At 58.4% G+C, this 17,471-nt stretch carries 15 protein-coding genes; 2 read left to right on the top strand and 13 right to left on the bottom strand.

Going from position 1 to position 17,471, the window contains the following annotated elements; translation table 11 throughout:
• Positions 1-1,287, top strand: coding sequence for a citrate synthase (locus tag AAFX04_05840; GenBank protein MEO1044941.1), 1,287 nt, complete (start codon positions 1-3; stop codon positions 1,285-1,287).
• A 182-nt stretch (positions 1,288-1,469) separates the two neighbouring features.
• Here the strand turns inward: AAFX04_05840 and AAFX04_05835 are convergent, their stop codons facing one another.
• From AAFX04_05835 to AAFX04_05820, 4 genes are all read right to left on the bottom strand, one after another.
• The gene (locus AAFX04_05835) at positions 1,470-2,906 is read right to left on the bottom strand and encodes a HAMP domain-containing sensor histidine kinase (protein ID MEO1044940.1); all 1,437 of its coding nucleotides are present in this window, start codon (positions 2,904-2,906) and stop codon (positions 1,470-1,472) included.
• Complete coding sequence (locus AAFX04_05830; protein MEO1044939.1) at positions 2,888-3,901, bottom strand: hypothetical protein; 1,014 nt, start codon at positions 3,899-3,901, stop codon at positions 2,888-2,890. The genes AAFX04_05835 and AAFX04_05830 overlap by 19 nt, the downstream gene beginning before the upstream one ends.
• 34 nt (positions 3,902-3,935) lie before the next feature.
• Positions 3,936-5,114 (bottom strand): hypothetical protein, encoded by a 1,179-nt coding sequence (locus AAFX04_05825; protein MEO1044938.1) that lies wholly within the window; start codon positions 5,112-5,114, stop codon positions 3,936-3,938.
• Positions 5,115-5,208: 94 nt separating this feature from the next.
• Positions 5,209-5,520 carry an Hpt domain-containing protein gene (locus tag AAFX04_05820; protein MEO1044937.1) on the bottom strand — a complete coding sequence of 104 codons (312 nt, stop codon included), beginning with the start codon at positions 5,518-5,520 and terminating at the stop codon, positions 5,209-5,211.
• A gap of 125 nt (positions 5,521-5,645) precedes the next feature.
• On the opposite strand from AAFX04_05820, the gene AAFX04_05815 reads away from it, so the two are divergent.
• Positions 5,646-7,946 (top strand): hypothetical protein, encoded by a 2,301-nt coding sequence (locus AAFX04_05815; protein MEO1044936.1) that lies wholly within the window; start codon positions 5,646-5,648, stop codon positions 7,944-7,946.
• A gap of 28 nt (positions 7,947-7,974) precedes the next feature.
• Here AAFX04_05815 and AAFX04_05810 read toward each other — a convergent pair whose 3' ends face one another.
• The 9 genes from AAFX04_05810 to AAFX04_05770 are packed head-to-tail and all read right to left on the bottom strand — an operon-like array spanning position 7,975 to position 17,434.
• A complete protein-coding gene (locus tag AAFX04_05810; protein MEO1044935.1) occupies positions 7,975-8,283 on the bottom strand; it encodes a DUF1467 family protein in 309 nt (102 codons plus the stop codon).
• Positions 8,284-8,297: 14 nt separating this feature from the next.
• Complete coding sequence (locus AAFX04_05805; GenBank protein MEO1044934.1) at positions 8,298-9,950, bottom strand: ribonuclease J; 1,653 nt, start codon at positions 9,948-9,950, stop codon at positions 8,298-8,300.
• Between the two features lie 10 nt (positions 9,951-9,960).
• A complete protein-coding gene (locus tag AAFX04_05800; protein ID MEO1044933.1) occupies positions 9,961-10,755 on the bottom strand; it encodes a type III pantothenate kinase in 795 nt (264 codons plus the stop codon).
• Positions 10,755-11,534 carry a biotin--[acetyl-CoA-carboxylase] ligase gene (locus tag AAFX04_05795; GenBank protein ID MEO1044932.1) on the bottom strand — a complete coding sequence of 260 codons (780 nt, stop codon included), beginning with the start codon at positions 11,532-11,534 and terminating at the stop codon, positions 10,755-10,757. Before AAFX04_05795 ends, AAFX04_05800 begins: the two co-directional genes overlap by 1 nt.
• Positions 11,500-12,966, bottom strand: coding sequence for an NADH-quinone oxidoreductase subunit NuoN (nuoN, locus tag AAFX04_05790; protein ID MEO1044931.1), 1,467 nt, complete (start codon positions 12,964-12,966; stop codon positions 11,500-11,502). Before nuoN ends, AAFX04_05795 begins: the two co-directional genes overlap by 35 nt.
• Positions 12,966-14,522 (bottom strand): NADH-quinone oxidoreductase subunit M, encoded by a 1,557-nt coding sequence (locus AAFX04_05785; GenBank protein MEO1044930.1) that lies wholly within the window; start codon positions 14,520-14,522, stop codon positions 12,966-12,968. Before AAFX04_05785 ends, nuoN begins: the two co-directional genes overlap by 1 nt.
• 1 nt (position 14,523) lies before the next feature.
• The gene (gene nuoL / locus AAFX04_05780; protein MEO1044929.1) at positions 14,524-16,515 is read right to left on the bottom strand and encodes an NADH-quinone oxidoreductase subunit L; all 1,992 of its coding nucleotides are present in this window, start codon (positions 16,513-16,515) and stop codon (positions 14,524-14,526) included.
• 5 nt (positions 16,516-16,520) lie between these two features.
• Positions 16,521-16,826: an NADH-quinone oxidoreductase subunit NuoK gene (gene nuoK, locus AAFX04_05775; GenBank protein ID MEO1044928.1), complete on the bottom strand. Its 306-nt coding sequence runs from the start codon at positions 16,824-16,826 to the stop codon at positions 16,521-16,523.
• Positions 16,823-17,434, bottom strand: a complete 612-nt coding sequence (locus AAFX04_05770; protein ID MEO1044927.1) for an NADH-quinone oxidoreductase subunit J — start codon at positions 17,432-17,434, stop codon at positions 16,823-16,825. The genes nuoK and AAFX04_05770 overlap by 4 nt, the downstream gene beginning before the upstream one ends.
• Positions 17,435-17,471 lie beyond the last annotated feature (37 nt).

Genomic DNA, 17,471 nt, shown 5'->3' with positions numbered 1-17,471 from the left:
GTGAGCGACAAAAACGCAACGATAAATCTGAACGGCGCCGACATTGATATGCCCGTCCACCAGGGCAGCGTTGGCCCCGAAGTTGTCGATATCCGCAAATTCTACGGCCAGACCGGTGCCTTTACCTATGATCCCGGCTTTACTTCGACAGCCAGCTGTGAATCGGGCCTGACCTATATCGATGGCGGTGAAGGTGTGCTGCTGCATCGCGGCTATCCCATTGGCCAGCTCGCTGAGCATAGCAGCTTCATGGAAGTCGCCTATCTGCTGCTCAATGGCGATCTGCCGAACCAGGGCGATCTGGACGAATTCACCTATACCATCACCCGCCACACCATGCTGCATGAACAACTGATGCAATTCTATCAGGGTTTCCGGCGTGACGCCCACCCGATGGCGATCATGTGCGGTGTCGTCGGCGCGCTCTCCGCTTTCTATCATGACTCGACCGACATTTCCGATCCCGAGCATCGCCGCATTTCGAGCCACCGGCTGATCGCCAAAATGCCGACCATCGCCGCGGCGGCCTATAAATATTCAATTGGCCAACCCTTTCTCTATCCGGACAATTCCCTTTCCTATACCGGCAACTTCCTGCGCATGACCTTTGGTGTGCCGGCAGAACCCTATGAGGTACATCCGGCAATTGAGCGCGCGCTGGACCGGATTTTCATCCTCCATGCCGATCATGAACAGAATGCCTCGACCTCGACCGTGCGTCTTGCCGGTTCGTCGGGCGCCAATCCGTTTGCCTGTATCGCTGCGGGTATTGCCTGTCTCTGGGGTCCGGCGCATGGCGGCGCCAATGAGGCGGCGCTTAATATGCTGCGTGAAATTGGCACGCCCGACAAAATCCCCCACTATATTGAGCGCGCCAAGGACAAGAATGATCCATTTCGCCTGATGGGCTTTGGCCACCGTGTGTACAAAAATTACGACCCGCGCGCGACGGTCATGCAGGAAACGGTGCGTGAAGTGTTCGATGCACTCAAGGTCACCGACCCGGTATTCGAGGTAGCTCTTCAGCTCGAGGAAATGGCACTCAACGACGACTATTTCAAAGAAAAGAAGCTGTTCCCCAATGTCGATTTCTATTCCGGCGTTATCCTGTCAGCCATCGGCTTCCCGACCACCATGTTCACCGCTTTGTTCGCGCTGGCCCGCACCGTTGGCTGGGTCGCGCAGTGGAACGAGATGATCTCCGATCCTGGTCAGAAAATCGGCCGTCCGCGCCAGCTCTACACCGGACCGACCCAGCGTGATTATATTCCACTCGATAAACGCTGACAGTTCTCGCTCATAACCTAAAGTCGATTTCAGTCACGTTGAATCGTCATTGCGAGGAAGGCCGAACTTGTTTCGGGAGACGCGGCAATCCAGAGCCACAGGCGATGGCGCCTGCGGCTCTGGATTGCTTCGCTGCGCTCGCAATGACGAGTTTCAATCTGAGTGAAAAAGAGTCTAACCGCCTATCCGGCCTCGGCGCCCGGCAATTCAACAATGAACCGGGCCCCCTGGCCAGGGGCGCTGTCGATAATGATGTCTCCCTCCATCGCTCTGGCCAGACGGCGAGCAATGTAAAGACCAAGCCCGCTGCCACCATCATCGCTGCGTCCAAGGCGTTCGAATTTGTTGAACACCCGCGCCTGCTGTTCGCGGGACAGACCACTGCCCTGATCCGATACGATAAGCCGCGACACATCGCCATCTTCCTCTGCACGGAGCCAGACCATCGATGATTCCGGGCTGTAGCGAATGGCGTTGCCCAGCAGGTTGAGCAATATTTGCAATATCCGGCGGAAATCACCGCGACACATTACGCTCTCATCTTCCTTGGGACAGTCGAGACGGATATCGCGCGCCGCTGCTTTCATCGCCAGCAAACCGCAGGCACGGCGTGCGACATCGACGAGGTCGAGCACATGGATGTCCAGCGTCTCATCGGGATTGTCGACCTCCTCCAATGCCGAGGCATCGTCAATCAGCGCCAGTAAATGCTCGGCGGCATCGGCGATATTGCCGGCATAGCTGACATAATCCTGGCGCAGCGGGCCATTTGCACGGTCACGGATAGTCTGGGCATTGGCCATGATGCGGCCAACCGGCCCGCGCAGTGCAGGAGCAACCTGATCTGCGAAGAGACGCGTCGGCGCATCGGTCTCTGCGGTCTCAGCACCTTCATATGCGGTTGTTCTTGCCAAGGCTGTCACAGCCAGCCCGTCAACAGGCAGCAAGAGCCATTCGAACATAGCATTATGGTCCAGCGCAAAGATACGGGCGATCCAGCGCTGTGACGGCGTTTCGGTCGACGCCATTACCGCCCCGTCCAGCATCTGCCATGCCGGAAGCTGGCCGCGTTGATAGAGGGTGATCAGATCGCTATCTTCGGCCGGTTGCAGGAATGCGCTCCAGCGTCCGCCCAAAACCCGTTGCAGCTGCGCTGGCAATTGAGGCTGCTGCGCCGCCAGCGCCGGCGTGCACTGGCCGGAAATGATGACATTGTCGGCATCGACATGGAGCCAGGCTTCGGCCTGCAGACGCAGTGCGAATTGTGATGGTATTGGTCCTGTTGCGGTGATGCTCGCGCGCGCTTCTATCTGACTCAGTCGTACGATCGTCTCCGGCTCACCTGGATGCACCGATGCCCAGGCAACAATTTCCTGCCGCCCGGCGATGAAACGCACCTTGCGGTGCAGTTTCATCTCCATGGTGCGCGCCATGGCAACAAGCTGCAGCACTGTCGGCAGCGCCAGGCAACCGCCTTCCTCGCCACCCTGTATCAGGTGATAGTCGACAAGCAGCGGATCGCCGCCGACCACATTGTCCTGCGCATCGAGTATCAGGCAGCCCTCGCCCGCCTTCTCATGGGTGACGGGTGCGACACCATTCATTGCGGCACACCCCATGGCCATCGGTCGAACAGCATCGGTGCGGCCTCGCTTTCATCTTGCATCCAGCGCGCCATATGCTTTTTTGCCATATCCGAATCCTGATCAGCCAGCACCTTGGCAAAGTGACTGGCCTTGCCTGCCGATGCAAACCAGGTCGATGCCATGGGAGTCTCACCCATGATCAGAAGTACATCCTGTGCTGTGGCCCGTCCTGCCAGCAGCGCCAGTCCGAAGATCAGCGGCTCGCGCATCGCGCTGGCCAGTATCAGCGCATCAAAGGGGATAGCGATGTTATCCGCCAGTGCGAGCAGGAACAGTGTTGGACCATAGTTTTGCCAGGCTCCATGGTCGAATGGCTGGTGCGACTGGCGGTCGACGAACATCGCGGCCTGGGCGAGTCGTGCCTGCGATTCATCATGCGTGGTCAGCAAATGCCGGGCAGATTCGCGCAGATCGGCCTCCCTGCCTTCCCTGTAAGCACTGATCTTGTGAGTCAGACGCAAGACAATCCTGCGCCATTGCATCGCCGACAATTCACCGCTTTCCAGATGCATCATCCCGGCATTTTTGAGGAACGCTGCTTGCCTGTTGGTCAGTATCGCCCGGGCATTATCGGTCCATCCCGGCGGTGCTTCGGGGGTATAGCCTGCACTCGCGGCAGCATGGCGCACCAGTTCTGCCTCCCAGGCGCGGCAATAGAGCAGCAACAGCGAAGGGGCATCGACAAAGGCTGAAGCAATCAGGCTTTCCTCATCGGGCAGGCCTTGACGCGTTGCGGCAGAAGAAGTGCCGCCGTCATCAACTCCGTCGATCAGTACCGAACAGGCTCGCACCATGCTGTGCATGAAGCCCGAGAGCCGGGCGCGCATCTGGTCGGAGATCGCAATCAGGTCACTGCGAAACAGCGCCAGCTGCAGTTCATTGGCCATGAAGGCGGGATCGGCGGCGTCTAGCGCCTGCCGCACCGCCTGTTCCGCCGAAATTGGCTGTTCTGGCTGCTCCTCGGTCATCCTGCGGCCATAACAGCGCGTGGTTAAGGGGAGGTTATCCCTTACGTACATTATGCAGCAACAGGCAGGCCGCCTGCACCAGCGTCAACAGGGCAATAGCGGGATATAATGGCCCGCTGATCGCAGTCAGCAGTGCCAGCGCCGATAGCAGGAGCGGATCAAACGCCGACTGCCGCCATATGGGCATGTCCGGCATCCGGATCAACAATCCCTGCATTATCAGCCATATAAGTGCAATATATCCAGCTATAGGAGGCGGCGTTCCCGGGACCAGGAGCAGCATGATAGCACCACAACCAGCCAGTGCGGTGATGAACCCGGATGTAACTATCGGGTTGATGCGCCTTGCCGGCTGATCGACCGCACGGGCCAGGTTGCTGCACAAATATCCGGTATAGCCGCAGACTATGCCCGCAATCGACCAGCTCCAAGCCATAAAGACCAGCAAGGCAAGCAGGAGGATAATACCACCTGCCGCCAGCCACATTGTACGCTGCTGGCGGCGCCACAGCGACAGAGCCGACACCGATGCCAGCGCCCGCAGCAAATAGTTGCTGAGCGGATGGTCCTGCATGGTTTCGGGATTGAGCAGATCGAGGCTGACAGCCTGCGAATCGTCCATCATCTCAATCGGCGTCACCGCGCGACGATCGAGCGTTCTGGCCGGAATCACCGCATTGCGGATTTCGGTCTTCATCGCTGCGCGCAGCAATACCGATTCCAGGCTCCAGTCGGCAGGTACCTCGCTCAGTCCGTCAAGCTGGTCACGCCGGATATGCAGCAGTCCAGCCCAAAGATGGTTGAGATCGAGACGTTCCATCCCGGTTATGGCATCGTCCGCCGGAGCCAGCAGCACAGCAGCGCCATTATTGCCCAGAAAATCATCGAAAACGCTAAGGCTGTGATACATGCTGTCGCCGATCACCAGCAGGCTGTCATCATCCATGAGATGCGCCAGAAGATCGCCAAACTGGCGGATCGTGACCCATTCCAGCCCCAGATCGCGCGCCAGCCTTTCATGCCGCATCAGGTCGCCCGGGACGGTATCGACATGGCATAGCAGTTTCTGCGCCCCGGCACGCGCCGCCAGGCCGATCTGATAGGCAAGCAATGTGTCATTTCCGATCGGGAACAGGCCGCAATAATCACCGCTGCTATCGGCGGCGGTGCGGCACAGTGAAATCAACGCAACCCGTATTTTTCCGGTCTCCATGCAAGCCGCTATCCATGGATTCGCCACAATGGGCAACCTTCAAGTGGTCACAGATAGCCTGTCGCAGTGAAACGGAACCGATGCGTCTATAAGGCTAATTGGAAAGACTGGCGACAAGTCCCTGATAATAATCACGCAGCGCGGCAATCACCACCGGATCGCCCGGCGCGGCACACGCCGCTTCCTCGGCCAGCTCCGCAAGCTGGCCGACCCCGAAGCTCGCGGCGAGTCCTTCAAGGCGGGCTGCAGCGATATGCCAGTTGCCGTCACACCGGGCGCGCGACAACAGATCGATCTGCCGCTCGACACTCTCGGCCAGCGCGCCATGCAACTCGGCCAGCAATTGCGGATCATCGCCTATTGGCGAGGCGCGCAAAAAGCTCAGATCGGAATCCTGGTCCACCATGATGACAGAGATAGCGTGAAGAGATTAAGCAATGCTTTGCATCGCGACCGGGGAAATGAGGACGGAAAAAGCCGTTGGCCGCATCGGGCTTGTGATTGCGCAGCCCGGCTTGTACCATATTAACCATGACGACCGACCGCAAAATATACAGTATCGGCGATAGCGCCGCCGAGAATGATGGCGTTGCAGAGGGCGAAGACAGCCCTGCGACCCTGTCCGGTCCGCCACTGGCCGATGAGACGGAGGAAGATACCGACAACGCCGAAAGTCCCTACGAAACCGTCCTTGATGAAAGATTGCGTGATACACCAACGCTGATATCGGCCATCACATGCAGCCTTCTCGGCCTTGGCTGGACCGCGGCCTGGTTGTGGTCCGGTCGCGAACAATGGATTAATGGTGCCGATATTGCCGCCATCACCAGCTTGATTGCTGGGTGGTCAGGTCCGGTGCTGATCCTTCTGATCATTCACCTGCTCATCAGCCGCAGACGGCGCGCAGATGCGCACTATTTCGAGCGACAGGTTATCGGCATATCCGAGGCCAGCCATCTTCTCGAGGAACGACTGCGCGCCAGCAATGCCGAATTGTCGATGGCCCGCGAATTTCTTGGCAATCAGGCGACACAGCTGGACAGCCTGGGCCGCACCGCCATCGAAAAGCTTACCGAACGTGCCGAGCATGTGCGTGGTATGATCGATGGCAGCGATAAATCAATGCAGTCTATCGCCGATGTGAGTGCAATCGCAGAGCAGAATCTCGATGCGTTGCGCACCAATATGCCGGTGGTAACCACTTCGGCCAAGGATATGGCCAACCAGATCGGCAATGTCGGACACACGGCCAAGACGCAGCTGCGCGACATGGCGACGGGTATGGAACGGGTCAACGCTTTTGGTCAGGCCACCAATGCCCAGATAGACGATCTGGACAGACGGATTTCCGAGGCACTGAAACAGTGGCAGGACCATATTGCCACGCTCGAGGGGACCAGCCAGAGCAGCAGCGACCAGTTGCTCTCCACCAGCAAGGAAGCAGCCGAGGCACTGGAAGCGCAACAGGGTCGGTCGCTGGATGCGCTGCAACAATTTGAACGCAGTTTGCGCGAGCATATCGACAATGCAGGGGCAACGCTGCAACAGAATATCAGCGAATATGGTGATGCCATCGCATCGCTGGCGCAGCAGCGCACCGAGGAGAGCGAGGCGATTGGCGCGTCCATTGCCACCATGGCGGAGCGGCTCAGGGGGATCCGCACAGAACTGACTGCGCTCGACACTGATGCCGCGGATCAGACAGCAAAAATGGCGTTTGCCATCACTGCGCTCAACAGCGAGATAGCCAATGTCAGCGAAACACTCGAAGCGTCACGGCAATCAACCGAACAACTGATCGAAAGAAGCGCAAAGCTGCGTGACCAGGCGAGCTCGCTTTCCGGCGATATTGGCGACACGCTGGACGAGAAAGCGACAGCGCTCGCCGAAACGCTGGCCCAAAGCGCCGAGCATGGCCGTCAGTCACGCGCCGAACTTGACACCATCATGGCGCAAGGGCGCGAAATGGAAAAACTGCTCGAAAACACGGCCCTTTCGCTAACCGATCAGGAACAGCATATCGAGCGGGTGCAGGGTAATTTCGGTGCTTTTGTCGAAGACCACCAGAGCACCCTCGGCACCATCGACAGCACATTGGAGACCATCGGCGCGCACATGGATGCGCTGTCGGACACCAGCAAGACAAGGCTCGCCGAGGCTTTTCAGGATATTCGCGACAATGCCGAGCTACGCCTCGCCGAACTCGAGCAGCGGCTGACCGACATCACCGCAAATCTGGCTGGTACCATGGGTTCACGCAGCGAGGACGTTCTGGAAACAGCGATGCGCAACAAGTCCGAAGAGGTGATCGGCAAGCTCCAACTGGCACTGAACCAGGCATTGGGCGCAACCCGCGAAGCCTCGACCAGCCTGGTTGAGCAGCTGGGCAAGGTCGATGCGCTAACCGCCAATCTGGAAACCCGTGTCGAACAGGCACGCGAGCGCGCCGAACTGCGCACCGATCAGGAATTTACCCGTAACATGGCGCTAATCACCGAATCGCTCAATTCCGCGTCGATTGACATTACCAAAAACCTCTCAAACGATGTCACTGACACCGCCTGGGCCGCCTATCTCAAAGGCGATCGCGGGGTCTTCACCCGACGTGCGGTGCGGCTGCTCAATGCCGGGGAAGTGCGTGAAATCGCCCAGCATTATGAGCAGGAGCCGGAATTCCAGGAAACGGTGAACCGCTATATCCATGATTTCGAGGCGATGCTGCGCGACCTGCTGTCGACACGCAATGGCGAAGCGATCAGCGTCACTCTATTGTCATCGGATATGGGCAAGCTTTACGTCGCACTCGCCCAGGCAATCGAACGTTTCCGCTGACTGTCCTTCGACAGCTTCGCTTCTGCAATCAATATAGCTGAAGAAAACTGCGCTGGCTGATATCGAGGCTGGGCGGTGTGCCAAAAATGTTGAAATCCGCAGCGGAAAGCCAGCCATTGACATAGTTGATATAGAACAGGCCGAAGGCGATAGCCGAGAAGATGGTGGTACGAATAGCCACCAGTCCGGGGCGAAAATTGGCCGGGGCGCTATCGGCCTGGCCCGGAACCTTGGCCACCCCCAGCTCCTCATGCGTCTTGACCCCGAATGGCAGCACAAAGAACAGGGTCAACACCCAGAAAAGCAGGTAGATCGCAATGATCGAGGTCCATTCCATGACCTTTGCCCTTCTTATTCCTGTTCAATGATCAATACATTGACCACAGGTTTCTTTCCGGTCCAGCGTGTCGCCACGCGGCGCACCGCCAGACGGACATCCTCACGCAAGACCGTTATGTCACCCGTCTTTGCTACCCCCTTGCGGCTGAACAGTTTTTGAACTGCCTCTTCGGCCTCGTCGAGAAACAGCTCTTCATCTTCATCCAGCGGAACGCCAAAGGGCATGATCGCGACATTGCCGCTCCGACGGTTATCCGCATCCAACGCAATGGCTACGCTGATTGTTCCATTATAGGCAATTTTTCTGCGCTGGTTCACCGTCTGACCATCGGCCGGAATGATGACATCGCCATCGAGTATAAGCCGACCGCTGCGCACCTGGGCTACCCGCTCGGGATCGCCAGGCGCGAGGCGGATCACATCGCCATTGGTCTGGACCATCGATTGCGCGATGCCGCATTCCTCACCAAAACGTGCCTGTTCGGTTATATGGCGCAGCTCGCCATGCACAGGCACCAATATCTCGGGCCTGATCCACGCATACATTGCCGCCAGTTCGGGCTGGCCCGGATGACCCGAGACATGGATGTGAAACTGCTTCTCGGTGATGATGTTCACACCTTTGGACACCAGATCGTTGATCAGACGACCGATCGACTTCTCATTGCCCGGAATTTCCTTGGTCGAGAAGATAACTGTGTCACCACTGCTCAACTTGATCGGATGGCTGTCAGACGCCATGCGCGCCAGCGCGGCATTGGTTTCGCCCTGGCCACCAGTGGCGATCACCATGGTCTGGTTGCGGTCGAGACTGTCGACGTCACGGAAATCGATGGTCTCGGGAAAATCGAGCAAATAGCCATGCGCCTTGGCGTTTTCCAATATGCGGTGCAACGAACGTCCGGCAAGGCTGATAGTACGCCCGGTTTCCTTTGCGATCCGGCCCAGCGTATCCATACGCGCCACATTGGAGGCGAAGGTAGTGACCACCACCCTGCCCCTGATCCCGGTGATCAGTTCGGACAGTTCACGCCGCACATCCCCCTCGGAGCCCGATGCATTGGGATTGAAGGTGTTGGTGGAGTCGCACACCATCGCCAGCACACCGCCATCGCCTATGGCGCGTAATTCAGCCTCTGTCGACGGCGTGCCAATCAGCGGCTCGTCATCCAGTTTCCAGTCACCGGTATGAAATATCCGGCCATGCGGCGTATCGATCAGTAGCGCATTGCCCTCGGCAATGCTGTGCGCCAGCGGGATATAGCGGAAGCTGAATGGGCCCAGCGCGAAATCCGTATTCTCTGCGATGATATGCAGGTCGAGTTCATCCTGCAGACCTGCCTCTTCCAGCTTGCGTTCGATCAGACCGGCGGTGAAAGCAGTGGCATAAAGCGGCACCCCGAGATCACCGGCAAGATAGGGCAAGGCACCAATATGGTCCTCATGACCATGGGTCAGCACGATACCGAGCAGATCATCAATCCGCTCCTCGACGAATTCGAGATCAGGAAAGACCAGATCGACACCGGGATACTCCCCGCCGGAAAAGGTCATGCCGAGATCGGCCATTACCCATTTACCCTGGCAGCCATAGAGATTGGCGTTCATGCCGATTTCGCCCGACCCACCCAGGGCCAGGAACAGTAATTCGTCTTTCGGTTTCATATCTATCCTGTCAGCTTGCCGCGCCCGGACCAACCCTTGTCGCGAGCAGAGCCAGTCCGAACATGGTCAGGTCCGGCTCGATGGAATCGAATATCTCGGTATGGGCATCGAACAGCACCGCCAGTCCGCCCGTAGCAATGACTTTGGCTGGACGACCGATCTGCGCCTTCATCCTGGCAATCAGGCCTTCCATCAGCGCAACATAACCCCAGAACACGCCGATATGCATCTGTTCTTCGGTGTTGCGACCGAGCACATTGCCATTATCGTCTTCGGGTGCCTCTATGGCAATACGCGGCAACTTCGCCGCGGCGTTGACCAGCGCATCGAGCGAGAGGTTAATCCCTGGTGCGATAATTCCACCCTTATAGGCACCGCTATAGTCGATGAAATCGAGCGTGGTGGCAGTGCCGAAATCGATGATGATCAGGTCGCCATCATGCCGTGCATGCGCACCAATGGCATTGACCGCGCGGTCAGCTCCAAGCGAGTCCGGCTGGTCGACATCGACCAATATGCCCCATTGCACCGGCGGCTTGCCGGCGATCAGCGGTTCAAGCCCGAAATATTTCTCCGACAGCAGCGACAGATTGTGCAGCGCGCGCGGCACCACTGTGGAAATGATCACCGCGTCGATGCCAGTACAATCCAGCCCTTCCAGCTGGAACAGCTGTTGCAGCCATACCGCATATTCATCCGCCGTGCGGCGCGGATCGGTGGAGATGCGCCAGCGGGTTTTCTGTTCCATGTCGTCATAGATTGCGAACACCGCATTGGTGTTGCCCACATCAATAGCCAGCAGCATCAGTTCTTTCCTGTCCCGGTTAGCAGATCGACATCGCCTGCAGTGACAATATGGCTATTCCCATTATAGTCGCGCAAGCGCAAGCTACCGTCCGCCGCCAGACCGTCAAATCGGCCGGTCAGTCTGCCACCATCCGATGCAGTGACAGCCAGCGCAATACCGCGCCCAAGCCCACGTTCCTCCCATTGCTTGATAATGGCGGCCAAGCCCTGCGCTGGATCACGCCACATGACCAGCCTCGCGGCAAAGGCCGTTGCCAACTTCTCCGCCACCTGCGCGGCGGTGGCGGTTTCACCTCTAGCCAGATCATTTAGCGCCATAGTCTCGCGATCGGGCAGATCGGGGGCATGGGTGATATTCATCCCGAACCCGGCCACCACCGCATCACCGCTGCGCTCGAGCAGTATCCCGCCCATCTTCGCCTGGTCGACAAGCAGGTCATTCGGCCATTTGAGCCGCGGCACCGCCACGCCGAGCCAATGCGCCGCACTATCATGGAACGCTAACCCGGCGACCAAAGCCAGCGTCGCGGGGGCCGGTTCGCCCTGCCGCAACCGGATGATGGTGCTGATATAGAGATTGCCCGGCGGACTGGCCCAGTTGCGCTGCATGCGGCCGCGCCCGGCCTGCTGGGCTTCGGCGCGCAGCCATAGGCCCTCAGCCTCGCCCTGCCCGGCGCGCACCAGCATATCGGCATTGGTCGATGCCGTAATGGCAAGTGTTTCGATATGCGGCGCGGCGATCTCAGATCGCCCAGAACAGTGTGCGCGCCGCATCATCGGCATAATGGCCAATGCCCGCGCTCAGCAGATAGCCAAGCGGTGAAATAAAGGCAGCCAGTAGCGTGATGATGATCATGCGCTCAGGTGCTGCACTGTCTGGATCAACGACACCGGCAGGTTCATCAAAATACATCACCTTGATCACCTTGAGATAGTAAAAGGCACCGATAACCGAGGCTGCGATGCCCAGCGCCGCCAGTGGCAACAGGTCAGCCTGCACCGCGGCATCGAACACCAGAAACTTGCCGTAAAAGCCGTAAAGCGGCGGAATACCGGCGAGCGAGAACATAAACATCGCCAGTGCTGCGGCGAGACCCGGGCGCGTCTTGGACAGGCCGGCAATATTGGGCAGCAGCTCGACCGCGCGACCCTCATTGTCCTGCAGTTCGAGAACGCAGAGGAAAGAACCGAGCGTCATCACGACATAGATCAGCAGATAGACAATAGCGCCGCTAGCCCCGGCCTCGGTTGCGGTGGCAAGGCCGATCAGGATGAAGCCGACATTGTTGATCGAACTATAGGCAAGCAGCCGCTTGATATTGGTCTGGCCGATGGCGCCGGCAGCACCGAGGATGATCGAGCCAAGCGCGACAAAGATGATGATCTGCTGCCAGGTGCCTTCAAGGCCGCCAAAGGCTTCGGCCAGCATCCGCATGGTCAATCCCAGCGCGGCCACTTTGGGTGCACTGGCGAAGAAGGCGGTGACCGGTGTCGGCGCGCCTTCATAGACATCGGGTGTCCACATATGGAATGGCACCGCGCTGATCTTGAACGCCAGTCCGGCAAGCACGAATACCAGCCCGAACAGCGCGCCATTGTTGAAATCGCTGCCCAGTGCCTGCTGGATACCATAAAAACTGGTGGTGCCGGTAAAGCCGTAGAGCAGTGACATGCCGAACAGCAATATGCCACTGGCCAGCGCACCAAGGACGAAATATTTGAGTCCCGCCTCGCTCGAACGTTCATCCTGCCGTGCGATGCTGGCCAGCACATAGGCAGCCAGGCTGTTGAGTTCGAGACCGATATACAACGCCAGCAGGTCGACCGCCGAGACCATCATCCCCATGCCGATAGCGGCGAAGATGATCAGCAGCGGATATTCCCCACGCATCGCCTTGCGCGCCTCGAGCCAGCGTGGCGACACGATCAGGGTCACGATGGCAGCGCCATAGATCATCAGCTTCATCAGCGAGCCGAAGCGATCAAGACGATATTGGCCGTAAAAGGCATCGGCACCATCAGCAAAGCTGGGGTTGGTCAAAAAGTCGAGCGCCACCGCCGATGAAGCCATTAGTGCTGTGACCGAAAGAATGCTGACCAGTTTGGTAACCCGGTCACCGCCAAAGGCGACGAACAGCAACAGCACCAGGCTGGAGATAGACAGGATAAGTTCGGGCGCAATCAGCTGCAGCCACAGCGAATAGTTCATCAATGCGCCCCTTCTTCACCATGGCCCTGATCACCATGGTCCTCGGCTGCCTTGGCCGGTGCCGCGCCCATAACCAGTTGGGCATCGCCCACCGGCTTGGCCCGGGCAATGCGCGCCTCCAATGTGGTGATGTCATTGCGCATCGGGGCAAGGAAGCTCTCGGGATAAACCCCCATCCAGAGAACCACGGCAGCAATCGGAGCCAGCAGCGCCATTTCGCGCGGCGACAGGTCGGGCATCGCCTTCACATCATCCTTGGTGAGGTCGCCATAGGCGATGCGGCGATAGAGATAGAGCATATAGCCCGCGCCGAGAATGATACCGGTGGTGCAGACCAAAGCGACAAGGCTCGAGACTTCATAGACGCCGAGCAGCGACAGAAATTCGCCGACAAAACCGCTGGTCCCCGGCAGGCCGATACTCGCCATGGTGAACAGCAGGAACAGGATCGCATAGCGCGGCATGTTGATCGACAGGCCGCCATAGCGGTCAATCTCTCGGGTATGCAGCCGGTCATAGATAACCCCGACACAGAGGAAGAGCGCGCCGGAAACAAGACCATGGCTCAGCATCACCACCATAGCGCCTTCCAGACCCTGACGGTTAAAGGCGAACAGGCCGATAGTCACAATCGCCATATGCGCGACCGAGCTATAGGCGATCAGCTTTTTCATATCATGCTGCACCAGCGCGACCAGCGAGGTGTACACCACCGCGACCATCGACAGGCCGAAGACCAGCCAGATAAATTCGGCCGAGGCTTCGGGGAACATCGGCAGCGAGAAGCGGATAAAGCCATAGCCGCCGAGCTTCAGCAAAACGCCTGCAAGAATCACAGATCCGGCGGTCGGTGCCTGAACATGTGCATCGGGCAGCCAGGTGTGCACCGGCCACATTGGCATCTTGACTGCAAAGCTGGCGAAGAAGGCGAGCCATAGCCATGTCTGCGCCTCGGCTGGGAAGTCATAGTTGAGCAATGTCGGAATATCGGTCGTGCCCGCCTCATTGACCATCCAGAACATCGCGATCAGCATCAGCACCGAGCCGAGCAGCGTATAGAGGAAGAATTTATAGCTGGCGTAGATGCGGTTATCGCCGCCCCAAATGCCGATGATAAGATACATCGGGATCAGGCCAGCCTCGAAGAAGATATAGAACAGGAAGATATCCTGCGCCGCGAAGACGCCGATCATCAGCACCTCCATCAGCAAGAAGGCCGCCATATATTCACCAACACGGGTCTGGATAGCCTGCCAACTCGCGCCGATACAGATCGGCATCAGGAACACTGACAGCATGATCAACATCAGCGAGATGCCGTCTATGCCAAGCGCCCAGCTGAAGCGGTCGAACAGCGGCGCGCTCTCGACAAATTGCCATTGCGCACCGCCAATATCAAAATTGACCCACAGCACAATGCCGAGCACCAGATCAATCAATGTCGCCAGCAGCGCGAACATGCGCGCGGTTCCGGCAGGCACATAGAGACAGACCACCGCGGCAATGGCCGGGACAGCCAGCATCAGCGAGAGAATGGGGAAGCCGAGATCATTCATATCAGTTCACCATCACCCAGCTGATTGCGGCGACAAGGCCGAGCAGCATCACCAGCGCATAGCTGTAGAGATATCCCGATTGCATTTTGACCACCATGCGGCTGCCCATGCCGACGACTGCTGCCGCGCCATTGGGACCGAAACGGTCAATCGTGCCCTGGTCTCCCGTTTTCCAGAACAGCCGTCCAATGGCAAAGGCCGGACGGACAAAGATCAGGTCATAAAGCTCGTCAAAATACCATTTGTTGAGCAGGAAGTTATAGAGGCTGCGCATGCGACTGGCCAAGGCCTCGGCCTTGCCTTCGCCGGTCATATACATCCAATAGGCGGTCGCGAGACCGGCCAGCATCGCAATCGTCGCCGAGAGTTTTACCCAGAGCGGTACCTCATGCATATCGTGCATCAGTCCGGCATTATAGGCGAGCGATCCGCTCCAGAACTCGGCCTCCTCGATAAACGGATGGGTAAAGACATAACCCGCCAGCACCGCGCCTACCGAGAGAACGCCTAATGGGATCAGCATCGATGCCGGGCTTTCATGCGGGTGGTAGCCGCCGGTCTGGTCCGCACCGGCCTCTTCAGGCGTTTTGTGCACACTGTGCTGGATATGCTCGGAATGGATCCAGCGCGGGCTACCCCAGAAGGTCAGGAACATCAGGCGCCAGCTATAGAAGCTGGTGAGCAGTGCGGCGGAAACACCAATCCAGAAGGCAAACTGCCCGGCACCGGTGCCGCTGGCAAAAGCCGCCTCGATAATCGCATCCTTGGAGTGGAAACCGGCAAAACCTGCGTGCAGCCAGTAAACACCAACGCCGGTAATCGCCAGCGTTCCGGCCATCATCGCCCAAAAGGTGATCGGGATATGTTTGCGCAAGCCACCATAGTAACGCATGTCCTGCTCATGGTGCATCGCATGGATGACCGAGCCTGCGCCGAGGAACAGCAGCGCCTTGAAAAAGGCGTGGGTGAACAGGTGGAACATCGCGACATTATAGGCACCGACGCCGGCGGCGAAGAACATATAGCCAAGCTGCGAGCAGGTGGAATAAGCGATGACCCGCTTGATATCCGTCTGCACCAGACCGACCGTGGCGGCGAAGATCGCCGTGGCGGCACCGATAACCGTCACCACCGTCAGTGCCACATCACTTGTCTCGAACATCGGTGACAGGCGGCAGACCATAAACACGCCCGCGGTCACCATGGTCGCAGCGTGGATCAGCGCCGATACCGGTGTCGGGCCCTCCATCGCATCCGGCAGCCAGGTGTGCAGGCCAAGCTGTGCCGATTTGCCCATCGCGCCGACAAACAGCAACAGACAGAGCACTGTCATCGTGTCGAGGCGATAGCCGAGGAAACCGATGGTCGATCCCGCCATGGCCGGTGCGGCGTCGAGGATTTCCGGGATCGACACCGTCTGGAACACCAGAAAGGTGCCGAAAATGCCGAGCATAAAGCCCAGATCGCCGACGCGGTTGACAACAAACGCCTTGATCGCCGCGGCGTTGGCGCTGGGCTTTTTGAACCAGAAGCCGATCAGCAGATAAGAGGCCAGGCCCACCCCTTCCCAGCCAAAGAACATCTGCACCAGATTATCCGCCGTGACCAGCATCAGCATAGCAAAGGTGAACAGCGAGAGATAGGCGAAGAAGCGTGGCTGGTCGGGGTCTTCTTCCATATAGCCCCAGCTGTAAAGGTGCACCAGCGATGACACGCTGGTGACCACCACCAGCATCACCGCCGTCAGCGTATCGACGCGCAGCGCCCAGTCGAACTGCAATGCGCCGGATGACACCCAGGTCAATACCGGCACGACGCTGGCTTCGGCTGTGCCGCCCAGAAAACCGATAAAGATCGGCCAGCTCAGCGCGCAGGAGACGAACAGGGCGCCCGTAGTCACCAGCTTGGCCGGAATATTGCCAATGGCGCGGTTGCCCAGCCCTGCAATGATGGCCGCGATAAGCGGCAGAAAAACGATCAGCTGAATGGTCACGAGGTTCAGCCCTTCATCCGGTTGACGTCTTCAACGGCGATGGTGCCGCGCTTGCGGAAATAAATGACGAGAATGGCGAGGCCGATGGCCGCCTCGCCGGCCGACACAGTGAGTACGAACATCGCAAAAACCTGCCCGGTCATATCACCGAGAAAGGCGCTGAACGCCACCAGATTGATGTTGCACGACAGCAATATCAGCTCGATCGCCATCAGAATGATGATGACATTCTTGCGATTGAGAAAAATGCCGAAAACACCGAGTACGAAAAGTACGGAACTGACGACGAGATAATGCTCTATGCCGATCATAATGTGACCCCCTTGCCGACTTCGGGCTGGGTATTGCGCACCGCATCTTCGGGACGGCGGCCAACCTGACGCGCGACATTTTGCGGCCGCACCCCGACGCGCTGGCGATGCGTGAGCACAATCGCGCCAACCATAGCGACCAGCAGGATTACGCCTGCCGCCTCGAAAAGGAACGGATATTTGGTGTAGAGTAGCTCACCCACGGCCTGGGTGTTGGTGGCACCCTCGCGTGCCGGATTGATCGCATTCTGATCGAGTGTCAGGCTGCCAGCGCGCCAGACGCCGATGCCGACGGTCAGTTCTGCAAAGAATATCACCGCCAGCGCCAGACCAAGCGGCAGGTTTTTCGTAAAACCGGCGCGCAACCTGGCAAAGTCGATGTCGAGCATCATGACCACGAACAGGAACAGCACCGCGACAGCGCCGACATAGACGATAACGAGCAGCATCGCGATAAACTCCGCGCCGACGATAACCATCAGCCAGGCCGCGTTGAAAAAGGCGAGAATCAACCACAGTACGCTATGCACCGGATTGCGCGACATTATGGTGAGCGCGCCTGAAGCAATCAGCACGGTAGCGAACAGATAGAAGGCGAATATCTGCATTTTTTCTCTGTTCCTGTTGACCGTCTGTGCCCGTTTC

The sequence above is a fragment of the Pseudomonadota bacterium genome (genome assembly GCA_039818985.1).
Taxonomy (GTDB): domain Bacteria; phylum Pseudomonadota; class Alphaproteobacteria; order Sphingomonadales; family Sphingomonadaceae; genus Alterisphingorhabdus.
Note: the sequence above shows the minus strand (reverse complement) of the source record. Positions and strands in the feature narration are given on the sequence as shown.

Excerpts from the sequence above, each read along its gene's own strand:
- AAFX04_05830 (MEO1044939.1), bottom strand. The coding sequence starts at position 3,901 with ATGACCGAGGAGCAGCCAGAACAGCCAATTTCGGCGGAACAGGCGGTG.
- AAFX04_05805 (MEO1044934.1), bottom strand. The coding sequence starts at position 9,950 with ATGAAACCGAAAGACGAATTACTGTTCCTGGCCCTGGGTGGGTCGGGC.
- AAFX04_05835 (MEO1044940.1), bottom strand. The coding sequence starts at position 2,906 with ATGGGGTGTGCCGCAATGAATGGTGTCGCACCCGTCACCCATGAGAAG.
- AAFX04_05825 (MEO1044938.1), bottom strand. The coding sequence starts at position 5,114 with ATGGAGACCGGAAAAATACGGGTTGCGTTGATTTCACTGTGCCGCACC.
- AAFX04_05800 (MEO1044933.1), bottom strand. The coding sequence starts at position 10,755 with ATGCTGCTGGCTATTGATGTGGGCAACACCAATGCGGTGTTCGCAATC.
- AAFX04_05815 (MEO1044936.1), top strand. The coding sequence starts at position 5,646 with ATGACGACCGACCGCAAAATATACAGTATCGGCGATAGCGCCGCCGAG.
- AAFX04_05785 (MEO1044930.1), bottom strand. The coding sequence starts at position 14,522 with ATGAATGATCTCGGCTTCCCCATTCTCTCGCTGATGCTGGCTGTCCCG.
- AAFX04_05770 (MEO1044927.1), bottom strand. The coding sequence starts at position 17,434 with ATGCAGATATTCGCCTTCTATCTGTTCGCTACCGTGCTGATTGCTTCA.
- AAFX04_05810 (MEO1044935.1), bottom strand. The coding sequence starts at position 8,283 with ATGGAATGGACCTCGATCATTGCGATCTACCTGCTTTTCTGGGTGTTG.
- nuoN (MEO1044931.1), bottom strand. The coding sequence starts at position 12,966 with ATGAACTATTCGCTGTGGCTGCAGCTGATTGCGCCCGAACTTATCCTG.
- AAFX04_05820 (MEO1044937.1), bottom strand. The coding sequence starts at position 5,520 with ATGGTGGACCAGGATTCCGATCTGAGCTTTTTGCGCGCCTCGCCAATA.
- AAFX04_05795 (MEO1044932.1), bottom strand. The coding sequence starts at position 11,534 with ATGATGCGGCGCGCACACTGTTCTGGGCGATCTGAGATCGCCGCGCCG.
- nuoK (MEO1044928.1), bottom strand. The coding sequence starts at position 16,826 with ATGATCGGCATAGAGCATTATCTCGTCGTCAGTTCCGTACTTTTCGTA.